General features: G+C 57.3%; 11 protein-coding genes. 1 reads left to right on the top strand and 10 read right to left on the bottom strand.

All coding sequences use genetic code 11. From position 1 onward, the window contains the following. Positions 1-4: 4 nt before the first annotated feature. The 10 genes from bamB to purL form a co-directional block, all read right to left on the bottom strand. Positions 5-1,216: an outer membrane protein assembly factor BamB gene (gene bamB, locus R5L00_RS10020; RefSeq protein WP_258192718.1), complete on the bottom strand. Its 1,212-nt coding sequence runs from the start codon at positions 1,214-1,216 to the stop codon at positions 5-7. Positions 1,217-1,361: 145 nt separating this feature from the next. Then, entirely contained in the window at positions 1,362-2,000 is a 639-nt protein-coding gene (locus R5L00_RS10015) for a tetratricopeptide repeat protein (RefSeq protein WP_107694707.1), read from the bottom strand. A gap of 14 nt (positions 2,001-2,014) precedes the next feature. After that, complete coding sequence (gene hisS, locus R5L00_RS10010; protein WP_317651464.1) at positions 2,015-3,304, bottom strand: histidine--tRNA ligase; 1,290 nt, start codon at positions 3,302-3,304, stop codon at positions 2,015-2,017. Further along, positions 3,294-4,544: a flavodoxin-dependent (E)-4-hydroxy-3-methylbut-2-enyl-diphosphate synthase gene (gene ispG / locus R5L00_RS10005; protein WP_107694709.1), complete on the bottom strand. Its 1,251-nt coding sequence runs from the start codon at positions 4,542-4,544 to the stop codon at positions 3,294-3,296. Before ispG ends, hisS begins: the two co-directional genes overlap by 11 nt. Positions 4,545-4,576: 32 nt before the next feature. Beyond that, a complete protein-coding gene (locus R5L00_RS10000; protein WP_317651462.1) occupies positions 4,577-5,545 on the bottom strand; it encodes a RodZ domain-containing protein in 969 nt (322 codons plus the stop codon). Between the two features lie 97 nt (positions 5,546-5,642). Continuing rightward, positions 5,643-6,740, bottom strand: a complete 1,098-nt coding sequence (rlmN, locus tag R5L00_RS09995; protein WP_317651461.1) for a 23S rRNA (adenine(2503)-C(2))-methyltransferase RlmN — start codon at positions 6,738-6,740, stop codon at positions 5,643-5,645. Between the two features lie 20 nt (positions 6,741-6,760). Continuing rightward, positions 6,761-7,186: a nucleoside-diphosphate kinase gene (ndk, locus tag R5L00_RS09990; protein ID WP_317651459.1), complete on the bottom strand. Its 426-nt coding sequence runs from the start codon at positions 7,184-7,186 to the stop codon at positions 6,761-6,763. A 183-nt stretch (positions 7,187-7,369) separates the two neighbouring features. Next, on the bottom strand, positions 7,370-9,469 hold the full coding sequence (locus R5L00_RS09985) for a M1 family metallopeptidase (protein ID WP_317651457.1): 2,100 nt from the start codon (positions 9,467-9,469) through the stop codon (positions 7,370-7,372). Continuing rightward, entirely contained in the window at positions 9,466-10,704 is a 1,239-nt protein-coding gene (locus R5L00_RS09980) for a ChaN family lipoprotein (protein ID WP_317651455.1), read from the bottom strand. The genes R5L00_RS09985 and R5L00_RS09980 overlap by 4 nt, the downstream gene beginning before the upstream one ends. A gap of 109 nt (positions 10,705-10,813) precedes the next feature. Beyond that, positions 10,814-14,848, bottom strand: coding sequence for a phosphoribosylformylglycinamidine synthase (gene purL / locus R5L00_RS09975; RefSeq protein WP_317651453.1), 4,035 nt, complete (start codon positions 14,846-14,848; stop codon positions 10,814-10,816). A gap of 181 nt (positions 14,849-15,029) precedes the next feature. Between purL and R5L00_RS09970 the strand changes: the two genes are divergently transcribed. Further along, positions 15,030-16,553 (top strand): NAD(P)H-hydrate dehydratase, encoded by a 1,524-nt coding sequence (locus tag R5L00_RS09970; RefSeq protein ID WP_317651452.1) that lies wholly within the window; start codon positions 15,030-15,032, stop codon positions 16,551-16,553. The last annotated feature ends 141 nt before the right edge of the window (positions 16,554-16,694 follow it).

Raw genomic sequence — 16,694 nt, 5'->3', positions numbered from 1 at the left:
CGGTCTACAGCCCGAATGCGAAGATACCGCCTTTCCTGGTCTGAACCGCGAAGCCGTTCGGCAGAGATACCGGTCGGGTAACAATCGGACTGTCGTCACTGGCAGAGCGCGAAATCATGTCGCCGTTCTCACTCTTTATGACATTAACGTGCCCTTGGGAATCCCCGACTACAATATGATTCCCTTGAAGAAGAGGCGGAGACAATTTCATGCCGTTAAGCAGCTCCTGTTTCCAGATCGAAGTGCCATCCCGTTTGTCATAGGCCGAGATACTGCCGCGATTCTCGCTGACATAAACATAATTATTGTCCATGGCGAGACCTGCATTGCTCGATACATCCTTCGCCCAGAGCTGGTTACCCGTACCAATTTCAAAGCAGGCGACCCGCCCCTGATAGGCGACAGCGCATACCTGCTGTTCATCGATCATCGGCGGACTGGTGATATCGGCAATACGCTCCAGTTCCGTGGCCCCTCGCGGCCTTGCTACCACCGCTTCCCAGCCCGCCACACCGTTGGATAAGTTTATTGTTACCAGCTTGCCACCCGCAAAGCCCGAGTATACGGTATCCCCCGAGATCAGGACACCGGCAAAGTTGCGCACGGTGAGCGATGGGGTGGCACCCTGGTAAACCCACTTGCGTTTGCCGCTGCCGGCTTCCAGGCCAAAAATCCGGCCATCCCCGGCTCGAACGACGACCATGCCGCCGGCTGCCTGCGGCGGACTCAGCACCTCGCTGGAGACTTGGGCGGTCCATAAGGGCTTACCATTTTCCCTGTCGTATGCCAGCACCTCGCCTTTGAAAGTTCCAACCATCAACATGTTTTCCCCGGTGCCGATACCGCCCGAGAGCCGCCCCTTGGTGTCGATCGTTCCTTCTTCCTTCCCCGATGCCGAATTGAAACGCACAAGACGGCCCTCGGTGGATGCCGCGTAAACCGCACCATTTTCGAATACGGGAAAAAATACCGCCGCTTGACTCTCTTCCAAAGCGTTGCGCCACAACGGGCGGGCGGGTGGAATCTTTACCAGCTGCGCGGTCTGTTCCGGACTCAACTCAACCTTACCACCCCCGAAGAGGTCGGTGACACCTGACACATCGATATCTGCAAGGCCGGTTATCACGTCGCGTGCCAATTCGGTAACGCCTGCGCACCCGGATAACGCGAAGATCGAAACTCCCAGCACGATATGCTGGCGAATGACGTTAGACACGGGCTTGCCTGATGGCATTGTTATTGTTCAAAACAAATAGGTATTGTTACGTTGATGGATTTGACTGCATCACTTACTGCCGGAACAGAAGAAGCTGTTTGCCGCCCCTTTCACGCGAGCTTCCCGCGCGCGATTCCAAACCCGGTTATTTCGCGTCGAGCAAAGCGTCGAGCTTCATTTGAACGATATTGAAGTACGTCCCCTTCCCACCCATCTTATCGAGCGCCATTTGATAAGCAACCCGCGCTTCGGGAATTCTTCCCGCTGCGGAGAGCACATCACCTTTAAGATCAGCGTAGAGACCGTCAAAAGATGTACCGTGCTTTGTTTCCAATATCCGCAGGGCATCATCGTATTTTTTCTCATCCAGCAGGATGCCGGCGAGTCGCAGCCGAGCAAGATTCTTCAGCTCATCTTCCTTCGAATTGTCCAGCACCCACTGCAGCCGGCTCTTTGCGTTTTGCAAGTCACGCGCGTCGAAGCTCGCTCGTGCCGAGATTATCGCTGCCCGCGAGGCATAGCCGCTGCCGGGAAAGCCTTCCATGAGCAACCCCGCGGCATCGTTGATCTTCTTGGGGTCGCCGCTTGTCTGGAGTTGCAGTAGCGAATCGAATAGTTCCGCCGCCTGCCCGGTTTTTTGACTCTGGTAGTACTTCCACGCCTGCACGCCCGCGATGCTGGCGGCAAAGACCGCCAAGCCAATGACGATGAGCGTGCCGTATCTTCTCCACCAGGCTTTCAGTTCGTCTATTTTTTCCTGCTCTTCCAGATCATAAACTGCCATTTAGAGTGTCCCCATCAAGAACCTGTTACTCCCGAACCTCTGAGCAAGTCGGCCGCTTCCGCGAGCGCGACTCTTACCTGTTCGGCTGCTTCGCGCAGGGGCTTGATGCTTATCTCGCCCGCTTGCACTTCCTCATCGCCGATAATGACTGCAAAACGTGCCCCACTGGCATCAGCTTTTTTCATCTGCGCCTTGAAGCTGCCGGTGCCGCAATGGAGAATTGCCTGCAACCCTCTTTCCCGCAGATGCCTCACGGTTTTCCAGGCGAAGCCATCCGCAGCCTCGCCCTGATGCACGACATAGGCATCGGGCACAGGACCCGGTATATTTATGCCGCTTTCCGCCATCAACGCCAGCACTCTTTCAATGCCCATGGCAAAACCGCAAGCGGGGGCCGCTGATCCCTTCCCGCCGCCGATCTGCTCCACCAAGCCGTCATAGCGGCCGCCGGCGCATATCGTACCTTGCGCGCCGAGCCTGCCGGTGATCCATTCAAATACGGTGCGGTTGTAATAATCCAGTCCCCTCACCAAGCGCGGGTTGATCTCAAAGTCTATCCCCTGATTGCGCAAGATTTTCTGCAATCCCTCGAAATGCGCGAGGGAATCCTCATCCAGATCATCGAGTAACCGCGGTGCTCCATCGATGATCTCGCTCATTTCAGGATTCTTGCTGTCCAGTATTCGTAACGGGTTGCTGTGCAATCGCCTGGAGGCATCGTCATCAAGCTTGCCCAGATGGCGCTCCAGATACTCAATCAACCGGTGTCGATGCACTGCACGGGACGCGGTGCTGCCAAGTGTGCCGATCTCAAGGCGCACATCAGAGATACCCAATCTTCTCCATAACTCCGAACACATAATAATGAGTTCGGCATCGATATCCGGGCCTGCGTAACCCAGCGCTTCGACCCCTACCTGATGGAATTGACGGTAACGTCCTTTTTGCGGCCGCTCATGACGAAACATCGGTCCGGAATAATACAATCGTTGGGGGCCGGCATAGAGCAGGTTATGTTCCAGAACCGCACGTACGCAGGACGCGGTTCCTTCTGGACGCAACGTCAGGCTGTCGCCATTGAGATGGTCCAGAAAGGTATACATCTCCTTCTCGACGATGTCGGTCACCGCACCGATCGAACGTACGAACAGGTCGGTCTGCTCGACTATTGGCATGCGGATATTACGGTAACCGTAAGCCCCCATGGAGTCGCGGACAACCTGCTCGAAGAACTCCCAAAGGTATATCTGGTCAGGCAGGACGTCGTTCATCCCGCGGATGGCTTGAATCCCCCTAGTGGACATTACCTGCTTTCTTTGGGTACTTCATTTGCACGTATTCATCGACTATCTGGCGAAACTCTCCGGCGATGTTGTCGCCTTTCAGCGTCACCGATTTTTGCCCATCCACGTACACCGGCGCCACCGGTCGCTCGCCAGACCCGGGAAGACTGATCCCGATGTTGGCGTGCTTGCTTTCACCCGGGCCGTTGACCACGCAGCCCATCACCGCCAGGGTCATATTCTCCACCCCATCATACTCCTCGCGCCATACCAGCATCTGGTTGCGAACATAACCCTGAATGCTCTCCGCCAACTCCTGAAAATATGTACTGGTGGTACGCCCACAGCCGGGACAGGCGGCCACCAGGGGCACAAAGGCGCGCAGCCCGGTAGTTTGCAGGATCTCCTGCGCGACGATCACCTCACGCGAACGGTCGCCGCCCGGCTCGGGTGTCAGCGATATGCGAATGGTATCGCCGATTCCATCGAGCAGCAGCACCGACAGCGCAGCGGTAGATGCCACGATTCCTTTTGATCCCATCCCCGCTTCTGTCAATCCGAGATGCAGGGCATAATCGCACCGCGCAGCAAGGTCGCGGTAAACTGCGATCAGATCCCTTACGCCGCTCATCTTGCAGGATAATATGATCTTGTCGCGGCCCAACCCGATCTCCTCGGCTCTCGCTGCGCTTTGCAGCGCGGAGGTGATCAATGCTTCATGCATAACCACTGACGCCTCCTTGGGGTCGCCTGAGCGCGCGTTCTCATCCATCATCCTGGCCAGCAACTCCGGATCGAGGCTACCCCAGTTGACCCCGATACGCACCGGCTTGTCATATTTGCAGGCGGTCTCGATCAAGATGGAGAACTGTTCATCGCGTTTCCTCCCATGACCCACATTACCGGGATTGATTCGGTATTTGGCCAGCGCCCTCGCGCAATCGGGATATTCCGTCACCAGCTTGTGACCGTTGAAGTGAAAGTCGCCTATCAGGGGCACATGACAGCCCATGTCATCAAGCCGCGCCCGTATCGCAGGCACTGCTTTGGCTGCCGCGGGGGTATTGACGGTAATCCGCACCAGTTCCGATCCGGCACGCGAGAGTTGGGCCACTTGCGTCGCCGTGGAAATTTCGTCTTCCGTATCGGTATTGGTCATGGACTGAACCACTACCGGGGCGCCGCCCCCGATCGTTATGGTATCGACGCGCACGCCGACACTGTTGCGGCGGGGCGGAAAAATATCTTGTGACTTAATCATGATAAGTATGAAAATCCGTAAATTTAAGAATCCTATTCTAGCGACAGACGTGCAGTTCCCCCATACACGTTGATGTGGGGCGTCAAATCAACCGGGTTGCTATTGTAGACTAGCTTGACCTCGGCAGCGTTGCCGATCTTCAGAGAGAATGGCGGCGTGCCGCGCAGCACCTGCTCGGTACCCCGGGCATTAACCCGCGACAATAGCAGCCTCCCCTTTCCGTCCCTGGCTTCAACCCAGGACTCCCCCTCGAATATCAAGCGCACGACACCCGGCCCTTCGTCCGCCAATTCCCGCGAGGGCGCATCAGCCGACCTGGAAGCGGCGGGTTGCTGGGCCGCTTGCGGCGCCGCCGGCACGACCGGAGAAGACGCAGAACGCACGGGCGGGGGCTGAACATCGGGCTTTGGTTCAGACGCGGCAGGCCTGCCGGCAGAAGCCGCGATATCAGCTCCGTCAGCCGTAATTTCCGGGGGCGCCTCGAATAATGACGCGTCTGAAGTTTGCTCCGTCTCCACTCTGCTCTCCACATTGCCGCTTGGCGCTTTTTCGATATTCGCCTCGCTGCCGCGGTAAATTTCATACACAAGCAGTAGCAACGCCAGAACGATCGCTACCCCGATAATCAGGTTGCGCTTACCGTGGTCCCGATTTGACGGAAAGGGAATTCCCTCGATTGGATACGAAATGGTTTGGGTAGGCGGCGGGGGGGGAAGGGATTGCTCTAGTCGCTGCAACAACGGCGCCGCATCCATTTGCAGCAGCTTAGCATAGTTGCGCACGAACCCGCGGAGAAATGTGCCGCTTGCAACCTTGGAGTAGTCGTCCTCTTCCAGTGCTGTAACCTGCCTCACCGATAACCGCAATTGCCGCGCGATATCCTCTATGCTCAAACCGCGTTCCAGCCGCCCGGCACGCAATGATTGGCCCGGGCCCGATTCGGTTTGCGCTGGTTTTGGTTCGGCTATTTCGCCGAAGTTGTTATCTTGAGGATCCGTCATCAGCTGGACACACCACTGCCTGGCACAAGTACTTTCATGCCTTCCTGAACCATGCATCCGATTGCCGTTTCCGCCGCAAAATGAGCCATGGTCCGCCTCATCTTGCCGGTTCCGATAACCTGCGGTTTGCGCGCCGCGTCTTGTCCAGCACTTTTCCGGCAAGCTGACCACAGGCTGCAGCAATGTCATCGCCGCGTGTCTTCCTTACCGTCGTTACCAGGCCAGCTTGCATCAGCACATCTCGAAAGCGCGAGACCGCTTCTGCCGAAGAACGTTTATAGCCGGAATCCGGGAAGGGATTGAATGGAATCAGGTTGAATTTACAAGGCGTATGCCGTACCACTTGCACCAATTCCCGCGCATGAGCCACGCTGTCATTAACACCATCCAGCATGACGTACTCAAAGGTGATGAAGTCCCGCGGCGCTGATTCGAGATAGCGTTCGCATGCGGCCAATAATTCCTTGATGGGGTATTTCCTGTTGATCGGCACCAACTGATCGCGCAGCGTATCGTTCGGCGCGTGCAAGGATACGGCCAGTGCAACAGGGCAGCGTTCGCGCAGCCGATCCATGGCTGGCACCAGTCCCGAAGTGCTCACCGTCACGCGCCGCCTTGAAAGACCATAGGCATTATCGTCCAGCATCAGATCGAGTGCTGCAACCACATTTTCAAAATTGGCGAGCGGCTCGCCCATGCCCATCATCACCACATTGGTAACGGCACGCTCCCGCACAGGTTCGTTTTCTGACTCCTCGGCCAGGGCTTTATTGGCCCACCACAGCTGGCCAATGATTTCTGCGACACCCAAGTTGCGGTTGAATCCCTGTCTGCCGGTAGAGCAGAAGCTGCATGCGAGCGCACATCCAACCTGGCTGGAGATACAGAGGGTTCCGCGATGCGTTTCAGGTATGAAAACCGTCTCGATGCCGTTACCCGCTCCAACCGACAAAAGCCACTTGCGCGTACCGTCGGCAGCGATATGATCGCTGATAACCTGGGGAGGATTGACCACGGCGGCCGCGGCGAGCTTATCCCGTAACCCCTTCGCCAAATCGCTCATCGCGGCAAAATCCGCCTCGCCCGAACGGTGTATCCAGCGCAGCAATTGGCGCGCGCGAAACGGCTTCTCGCCTATTTCCTCACAAAAACCGGCAAGAGATTTCGCATCGAAATCGAGGAGATTGACGCTCATATGGTGAGCTGCGTTCCGTCCTATCGGGAATAAATGTTTAGTTCAGGGAAAAAGTAAGCGATCTCGACCGCTGCCGTTTCAGGCGCATCGGAGCCATGCACGGCGTTGGCATCGATACTGTCTGCGAAATCGGCCCGTATTGTTCCCTTCTCGGCCTTCTTGGGATCGGTCGCGCCCATCAGTTCACGGTTCTTCCTGATTGCGTCGTCACCCTCCAGTACCTGCACCATGACGGGTCCTGAAATCATGAATTTCACCAGATCATTAAAAAACGGACGGCTTCGATGCACCGCATAAAAACCCTCTGCCTCAGTCTGGGACAGGCGCGCCATGCGTGCCGCGATGATTTTCAATCCACCGCCTTCAAAGCGTGAATAGATTTCCCCGATCACGTTTTTTATCACCGCGTCAGGCTTGATAATGGAAAGGGTTCTTTCGACCGCCATCAAATTCTCCTACTAAATTTATGAAAATAAGTATATTTTAACAAAAAACCGGTTCCAAAGTCGGTAAATGAGAAAACCCGTGCCGACGGGCTTCTCGGGGCAGGTAACGGATCAGTCAATGGCTTTTCGATTCGGCTGGATACGCACCAGATCCGAAAAGGCATATTTCCGCCTTGAAGACCATTAGTCCAGCTTTACGACTTGCGAGCGTGTGGGCCACGCACCACGATTGATCATCTTCGCGCCATCAAACACCACATAGCTCTGGCGGCCGTAATGGGGCAGCGGCCGCGCCAATGCAGCAAGTGAGGGAACATCCGCCGCAGACACCATCGCGAGGGTCACACCATCAGGTCGACTCACCGTCCATGCTTGCGCCGAGCCCTTGCCCTTAATAACGTCGGGGCGCGCCGGTAAACGATGCTTTGCAAGCCAGGCATCCACCTGGTCCGCCAGGCCAATAACCAGCAGCGGTACAGCCGGCAGGTTATCGCCATCTGCTCGCATCGCCAATTTTGGCGCGCGGTTTTGCATTTTGGCCGCAAGCGTTTCGGCCGCGCTGCGCGCCTCTCCGTTTTCCGGCAGCAAAATCGTCTCAGCTGTGTGATCTACCATCACCTGGCGCAGGATTGGCGGGGCTTCATCGGGCATCAGGCGGCGGAATAAGCGGAGATCCGGGTCAAGGATTATCTCCGTTGGCCGGTTGCGAACGTCAACGGTAAATGCCTGGCGCGCGCTCTCCAGGTCAAGCACGTGAATTTCCTCGCTCTCGGCGGTGCGGATGCCAACCGGTACACGCAAACGGTACACTGGCTCAGCTTGCTCAAGGGTGACCGTAACCCGATGGCTACCCGAGCCCGGCTTGGCCAGCGCCGCGTCCGCTATTCGAAGGACCGGCGCGCCCGGTCGCGTAAGCCATTGGTCAAAAAATGGACCGAGATTCTGCCCGGACGCTTTCTCGAAAGCGTGCCGCAAGTCCGCCCACGAGGCGATACGGAAGCGCTGCTCGCGCCAGAAGGTTTGAAGCGCGCGATCGAAGGTATCCTGCCCGAGCATGTCGCGCAGCATCAAAAACAGCATCGCGGCCTTGTTATAGCCGACAATCTGCGTCGCACCATGCAAACGTGAAGTAAATGTCGTGAGTGGTTTATCCTGCCCAGGCGCCAGCGCGGCAAAATCACGCAGCCAGCCACGCCGCATATCACGCGCAGCACCGGCGCTTTCACGCTCCTTGTACGCATAGTCCGCCATGAACGTGGTGAGCCCTTCCGACCAGTTTCCTTCAGCGTAATCAGGGTACACGCCGTTCCCCCACCAGTTGTGCAGCACCTCATGACCCAGCGAGGTGCCGCGGATGAAGGGCAACCTCAGCACTTCCACTCCGAGATAAGTAAGCGTAGGCATACCGAAACCCGTCGGCGTCGGGCTCGATACCACGCTGAATTCACTGAACGGGTACTCGCCGATCCACGATTCGTAGAGTCCGAGATAGCCTTTCACCGAATCCAGGTACGCCGGTGCAAGATCCGCAATTGACGAATGGAAGTAGGTTCGTAGCTGTATGGGCTTGCCGCCTGCCCCCCGTACTGTGCGCGTGTCGACAGCATAGGGACCCGCCATGAGATCGATTCCGCCCGTTGGAGCGGGAAACTCGAACCGTGCGCGATACCCATCGGCCGTTTCGGTTTCCTCGACAAGACGACCGGGCACGATACCGCGTTGCCCGGCCGGCAACTCGATAGTCAGATTGTAGCTGGCAAGCTTATCCGCCAGAAAGGGGTACCAGCCGCTCGAATCCGGCAGAAAAGTACCCGCTTCCCCGCTGGCTGGGTCATTCCGTCCCAGTGTCTGATGATGGTCGAGCGCAGTATCGAGGGCAGCAAGCTCCCCGCGCCAATGGATCTCGATACGGCGGGGCAGTTTTTCATCGCCTAAGATCCGCCAGCCTCGCATTCTACCCATGGTCGCGGCTGGCCCAAACGGCTCGGCATCTACTCGTCCACGCATGACTTCGAAGCGGCGGCCGATCACCAGCGTCAACTCTTCGGGTGTGTTTGCCGTGATAACACTGCGTCCTTCAATCTTGCGCGCAACAGGATCCAGGCGCACGGTAATGTCATAGTGGACCTCGGCACTAACCGGCGTGGCGCCAGAAGTAGCGGATGAGGTCGCGGACGACGTAGCAAAGACTGTGGTCGCCATAAGCATCGAAAACAGGAAACCGACTACACCATTCATGTACGTGAGACGTGCGTGCAGCATGGGCTTGTTCCTTGGGTTCATTTCCGCACCGCCGGAAACTTGGCAATAATCTCGCTCGTATCGCTGCCGCGTTTTAACGTAAGCGGCAACCAAGTGCCCGGTGGCTGGCGTTTGACTGTCTCTACAATATCCTCGGTCCGCTTGACCGGCACGCCAGCTGCTTCGACAATAATGTCGGCGTCGCGAATACCAGCCGTCTCCGCAATGCTCCCCTTCTCCACCTGCAGCACGCGCGCACCGCCATCCTGGGCCATTTCAAAGCGGATCCCCAGGCGCGGTCGCGAGGAAAGTTCCGGGGTGGCAGGCGATAGCGATGCGATACCAAAAACTGCGTCTGCGATTCCGGTCGCTATTTGACCACACACGGTGCCGCTATTCCACGGCAAGAGGGTCCCTACATCGCCCACCCCCAGGTCCTTCAGTTGATGGGGAACTCCGTAGCCATGCTTGATGTGCCCCGAGCCCATGATTCCGACCACAAGGGGACGACCCGGACGCTCCAGGGCTGAGTGTATCGCCTGGGCCATTGCGCGGTCCCAGAGTTGCTGACCTTCAACAAAGCGCAGAAAATCCGGGTCATCCGGCTGGGTATCGCCCCGCTTCTTGCCACTGCGGTCGTGCTCGCCATAAATCGGCAGGAGATACCCCAGGTAAGCGGCGCTGGGCGCAGCGGGCTGGGTCACGCCTTCGCGCTCCTTCTCAGCCACGCCCGCAAAGCCCTTCGAAGCGACCGTCCGCCTTAAACGCGTATCGATATTAAGGGCCACCATGGGTATCCGGTTCATGCGGGCAAAATGAAATAATGGCAAGTAAAGATTCGCGTCCGTGCTCCAGACGGTGCCCCAGTCGGCAGCGGCAAGAAACTGAGCCTCGGTAAGGTCTCCCGCCACCCATTGATCAAGCGCTTTTTGCACACGCCGCGGAAACATCTCGAAACCGATAACCATTTCTGGCCGTGCAGCATGCAACGCAGCCAGCGTCTGCAATTGCCAGCGGTGATGCTCAGCGTTATCGTGCATTTCGCCCAGCAGCACTACCGGGCGTTTGGCTGCCTTGGAGATGACCTCAGACTCGGTAATCTTTCCTCCGCCCGGCACGACCCAGTTCCCGACCGGAGCGCAGTCGACGCTTTCTCTTTCCTTGTTATCCACTTTTGTCTCCGCTAATGCAAGGTTAAGGGGCACGCTAACGGCAGTTATCGTCATTGCCGATAATGCGCCAACCAAGGCAAAGAAAGCGTTCCGGATAATTTTCAAGCTGATGCTCCTTATCATTTGTCGTACTCATTCGGATGCGTTCTCAAACTCACCTGTCGTCTATCAGCTTTGCCGCGAGGACAGTTTCCGATCACTTCGGCAGTGGCGCTTACCCCACCCATTTGCGCGCATTCCGGAACATGCGCATCCACGATGCGTCTTCGCCCCAGTCAGGATGCCATGAGTGCTGGACGGTTCTAAAGCCGCGCTCCGGATGGGGCATGAGTATGCTGAAGCGGCCATCCGGCGTGGTGACGCCAGCAATAGCTGCGGGCGACCCGTTGGGATTGAGCGGGTAAATCTCGGCAATTTTGCCGCGGTTATCGACGTAACGGAGCGTCACCAGGGATGAGATGACTGAGACAGCTTTCTCATCGGAGAATTCAGCGCGACCTTCACCATGCGCAACGGCAATGGGCATCCGGCTGCCAGTCATGCCCTCGAAAAACAGCGACGGGCTTTCCTGCACCTCCACCATGACAAGGCGAGCCTCGAACTGCTCCGATTTGTTCCGCCCGAATTTGGGCCAATGTTCGGCACCGGGAATAATCTGATGCAAATTGCTCATCATCTGGCAACCATTGCACACGCCAAGAGCAAAAGTATCGCCGCGTGCGAAAAAAGCTTCGAAGTCATCGCGAGTACGGCCATTGAACAGTATCGAACTGGCCCATCCCTCCCCTGCCCCCAGAACATCACCGTAGGAAAAACCGCCGCAGGCGGCAAAGCCCGCGTAGTCCTTCAGCGAAATCCGTGCGGCGATGATGTCGCTCATGTGTACGTCAGTCGCGGAAAATCCGGCCCGGTCGAAGGCTGCCGCCATCTCCACATGCCCGTTCACGCCCTGTTCGCGCAAGATCGCGACGCGAGGTCTGGCACCGGTGGAGATATAAGGGGCGGATATGTCGTCGTCTACATCGAAACTCAATTGCGCATGCAAACCGGGGTCATCGGCGTCGAGTATGCGGTCATATTCCTGTTGCGCGCACTCGGGATTGTCGCGCAGCTTCTGCATCTGATAAGTCGTTTCTGACCAGGCGCGATGAAGGTCGACGCGTTTCTCAGCAAAAACCGGTTTATTGTTACGCAAAAAACGGATCTCATCCTTGTCGTTAACCGCGCCAATAATGAAGCTAACGTCTCGCAAGCCATACTCCGCGAGCACACTCAGCACATCGAGGCGCTCCGCGGTCTTTACCTGGATTACGGCGCCTAGTTCTTCATGGAACAAGACACGGAGGATACGCTCCACAAATCTCCCGCTCAGCGCTTCTGGCCGGAGTTCATGACCATCCACATCATTCGCAGAAGCATCGAAGCACAGCTGATCGAGATTTATGCTAATTCCCGCGCGGCTGGCAAACGACATCTCGCATAAAGTGGCGAAAATCCCGCCGTCCGAGCGGTCATGATAAGCCAGTATTCTGCTTTCACCGTTTAAACGTTGTATGGCAGAGAAAAATCCCTTGAGTTTCTCCGCCCCCTCGGGAACTTTTATATCCGGCGCGTCATCGCCCACTTGCTTGTAGACCTGGGCGAGCGCCGAGCCCCCCAGCCGGTTCCTGCCCTCACCAAGATCAATCAGGATCAACTCGGTCTCGCCACAGTCGGTGCGCAACTGAGGGGTGAGTGTTCTGCGCGTATCCGTTACTCTTGCAAAAGCGGAAATAACCAGCGACAGGGGGGCGGTCACTTCCTTTCTGATTGCCCCCTCCCGCTTGCCGGCCCCGCCAGCGGCGCTCGTCCCGGCTTGCCATACCGTCTTCATCGACATTGAATCCTTACCCACCGGGATACTGATGCCCAGTCTGGGGCACAGCTCCATGCCGACTGAGTGCACCGCATCGAACAGGGCCGCATCCTCGCCGGGATGCCCTGCCGCTGCCATCCAGTTTGCCGATAGCTTGATCTCTCCGATAGTTGCTATCGATGCCGCGGCGATGTTGGTAATCGCTTCACCGACCGCCATCCGCGCCGAGGCCGCCGGATCAACCAGAGCCACCGGGGCGCGCTCGCCGATCGCGAACGCTTCCCCCAGATAGGTTTGATACCCCATCGAGGTTACTGCCACATCCGCTACCGGGACCTGCCATGGACCCACCATCTGATCGCGCACGCTCATGCCCCCGACGGTACGATCGCCGATACTGATGAGAAAGGTTTTATCCGCCACAGCTGGCAGCCGAAGGACCCGATAGGCGGCTTCCCGTAAATCCAGCCCCGCGGTATGAAACGGCAACAGCGGTTTTTGGATATGTATAACCTCTCGGATCATTTTTGGCGGTTTGCCCAGCAGCACAGAGAGATTCATATCCGCCGGACGGTTGTCGAACACCGGATCAATCACAACAAGCTGTTCGTCCGCGGTGGCAATACCTACCACCGCAAACGGACAGCGTTCACGCTCGCAAATTTCACTGAACAATTCCAGCGATTCCGGCCGGATCGCAAGCACATAGCGCTCCTGAGACTCGTTGCTCCAGATTTGCATGGGAGACATCCCCGGTTCCTCCGAGGGAATATCGCGCAAATTCACCCGACCTCCCCTATCGGACCCGTGCAAAAGCTCCGGCACCGCGTTCGACAGGCCGCCCGCGCCCACATCGTGGATGCTGAGAATCGGATTAGGTTCGCCTCGTCGTTCCATCTGCCAGCAACTGTCGATGACCTCCTGCGCACGCCGCTCCATTTCGGCATTGCCGCGCTGAACGGAATCGAAATCGAGCCTCTCCGCATTTGTTCCCGTATCCATGCTCGACGCCGCCCCACCGCCGAGACCGATCAACATACCGGGTCCACCGAGCTGAATCAGCAGTGCGTCAGGTGAAAATTTCTCCTTAAGCGAGTGTTGCCCGGCAATATGGCCGATGCCTCCGGCAAGCATGATCGGCTTATGGTAACCGCGCATTTCGCCTGCGACGTGCTCCTCGAAAGTGCGGAAGTATCCTGCCAGGTTCGGGCGTCCGAATTCGTTATTAAACGCCGCTCCGCCGATCGGACCCTCAAGCATGATCTGAAGGGCCGAAGCAATACGGCACGGCTTGCCGTAATCTCCCTTGCCCGATGGCGCGCCCGCTTCCCACGGCTGAATAAAACCGGCGATATTGAGGTTGGAAACGGAAAAGCCGCTGAGTCCGGCCCTCGGTTTTGCCCCTCTGCCGGTGGCGCCTTCGTCGCGAATTTCGCCTCCGACCCCGGTCGCGGCGCCGGCGAAGGGGGCAATCGCCGTAGGGTGATTATGGGTTTCCACCTTCATCAGGATATGTGTCTGCTCCTCGCTGTACCCATAGGCGTTCTCCCTGCCCGGGTAAAAGCGAGCGATATTCGCACCCTCGATTACCGATGAGTTGTCTGCGTACGCCACCACGGTGCCTTGAGGGTTTTGCTGGTGCGTGTTGCGGATCATCGAGAACAGCGATCTAGTTCGAGGCTCGCCGTCTATTACCCAGTCGGCGTTGAATATCTTGTGGCGGCAGTGCTCGGAATTGGCCTGGGCAAACATCATCAATTCCACATCCGTGGGATTGCGGCCGATGCGCAGAAAATAGTCCGCGAAATAATCTATTTCATCTTGAGACAAGGCGAGCCCTGCCTCGCTGTTGGCCTTTTGCAGCGCCTCGGCACCTCCGGTCAGTACATCAATTATTTGAAGCGGCACAGGCGGAAAATGCCGAAACAATTTCTCTGCATTATCCAGGGAGTTGAAAACCGACTCGGTCATGCGATCGTGTATCAGCGGGAGCAGCACTCCCCTGACTCGAGCCGGTAAGCCGCAGGGAGGACCTTCGGTTTTTATATAGACGGCGACCCCACGCTCCAATCGCTCCACTGCTTCCAATCCGCAATGGTGAGCGATATCAGTCGCCTTCGTGGACCAGGGCGAGATCGTACCGGCGCGGGGCACGACCAGCAACAACTCGCTCTCGGAATTTTGCATCGTTTGAGCCAAGTGTGGCTTGGGGGGACATTTGAGCAATTGCTCAAGGATGGCCATTTCCTCTTCGCGCAAACTACGCGTAGCCGCGCAAAAATACCAGTATTCCGTCGAAATATGGGAAACTTGCGAGGCTTCAGTTTTAAGAGCACCGACCAGTTTTTCCAGACGGAACGGTGAAAGCGCGCGGCCACCACGAAGGCGAAGCATCAGCATGAGTCGGTTAGAGTGAAAAAATAGGGGCGCTGGGTTGTGTAAAGACCGGACTTATTCAGCAGATCCTCGATTTTACACGAGAGGCAGGCGCGCCGCAGCCCGGCAACTCTGCGTGCCCTTCAAATTCACAAGAACGTGAAATCAGTTCAATGGAAGCTGGATTATCAGACACCGCATGATCACCTCAGCCCATCAGGAACTCAACGCTGTCTATTTCACCGCTGAGATCCGGGAAATCGAGCGGCTGGCCGCTGCTCTGCCCGACCCCCCGCCACTCATGGAGAAAGCGGGCCTCGCTGCGGCCGAAGTCGCCCGGGGCAAACTGCTGAATCAGGGCAAAACCAATGTGCTGGTGCTCGCCGGGCCCGGGAACAACGGAGGTGATGCATTCGTCGCAGCTCGCCATCTGCGCTCATGGGGGTTCAAGATTACGCTGGTATTTACCGGCGAGCGCTGCAACCTATCCGACGACGCGCGACACATGCTGGACCTGTGGATCGCCAGCGGAGGTGAAATAACAGGGGCAATTCCACTAGACGAAGAATGGGACGCGGTAATCGATGGCCTGTTCGGCATCGGGCTTGACCAACGGGGGGGGCGGGATCTCTCAGGTAAATATCTTGCCCTGGTCAATTCAGTAAATGCAATGAAAGTGCCCGTTCTTGCCCTTGATATTCCGAGCGGCCTGGGCAGCGATACAGGCATAGTACGTGGCGCGGCGATCCGGGCTGCAATTACGGTCACATTCATCGGCCTCAAACCGGGCCTGCTCACGCATTGCGGTCCTGATCATTGCGGCGAAATCTTCGTCCGTAATCTCGATCTGGACGCCCACGCGCTCAAGACCCCGAGTTCATGGGCAGTGGATTACGCATACGCCACAACACTGCTGCCAGCCCCGCGTCCCGCTGATAGCCATAAAGGTATGTTCGGCAGCATAGGGATCGTTGGCGGATCAGCAGGAATGACCGGTGCGGCGCTTCTGGCGGGGGCCTCAGCATTGAAGCTGGGAGCGGGCCGCGTCTATCTGGGCTTGATGGCTGCGAACGCGGTCGGCGTGGATACCTCCCAGCCTGAACTGATGCTGCGCCCGATCCATGAATTGTTCAAGGCTGGTCATCTCAACTGCCTTGTTATCGGCCCAGGACTGGGAACAGAACCTGACGCATGTTTCTGGCTTAACTGCGCACTGGAGTCCACCCTTCCGCTGGTGCTGGATGCAGATGCTTTAAACCTCATCGCCGCGTGGTCCGATGTTGCGAGCTTGTTACGACACCGCCAGACACCTTCCGTTCTCACCCCTCATCCCGCGGAAGCGGCGCGCTTGCTGGGTCGCGATACTGGCTCGATCCAGAATGACCGGATGGGCGCCGTACGCGAGCTGGCCGAGCAGTTCAACTGCTGCGTGGTACTGAAAGGTGCTGGCAGCGTTTGCGCCGTACCCGGCGGTAAAAGGTATATCAACACGAGCGGGAACCCGGGTTTGAGCGGCGCGGGTACTGGTGACGTACTGTCTGGCTTGATCGGCTCCTTTTTAGCCCAAAAATTAAGTGCCGAACACGCGCTATTACTCGCCGTCTATCTGCACGGCTCAGCGGCCGACGTGTTGTGGATGCAGAATGGCGGACCAGTCGGCATGACCGCCTCCGAACTAGCCGATGCGGCACGAGGCCTGCTGAACCGTTGGGTCTATACTTAGACACTACAGGTACCCGGGGCTGAGCTACCATCCTATTCCGGTATTTGTACAACCTGATTTCGGCAAGAAATACGAGATTTCGCAAAACGGGTAGAAAATGTTCTAATCTTAGGACTGCCCGCGCACACGACTCGTGGCAGC

Source organism: Nitrosospira sp. Is2, assembly GCF_033095785.1.
Lineage (GTDB): Bacteria > Pseudomonadota > Gammaproteobacteria > Burkholderiales > Nitrosomonadaceae > Nitrosospira.
Note: the sequence above shows the minus strand (reverse complement) of the source record. Positions and strands in the feature narration are given on the sequence as shown.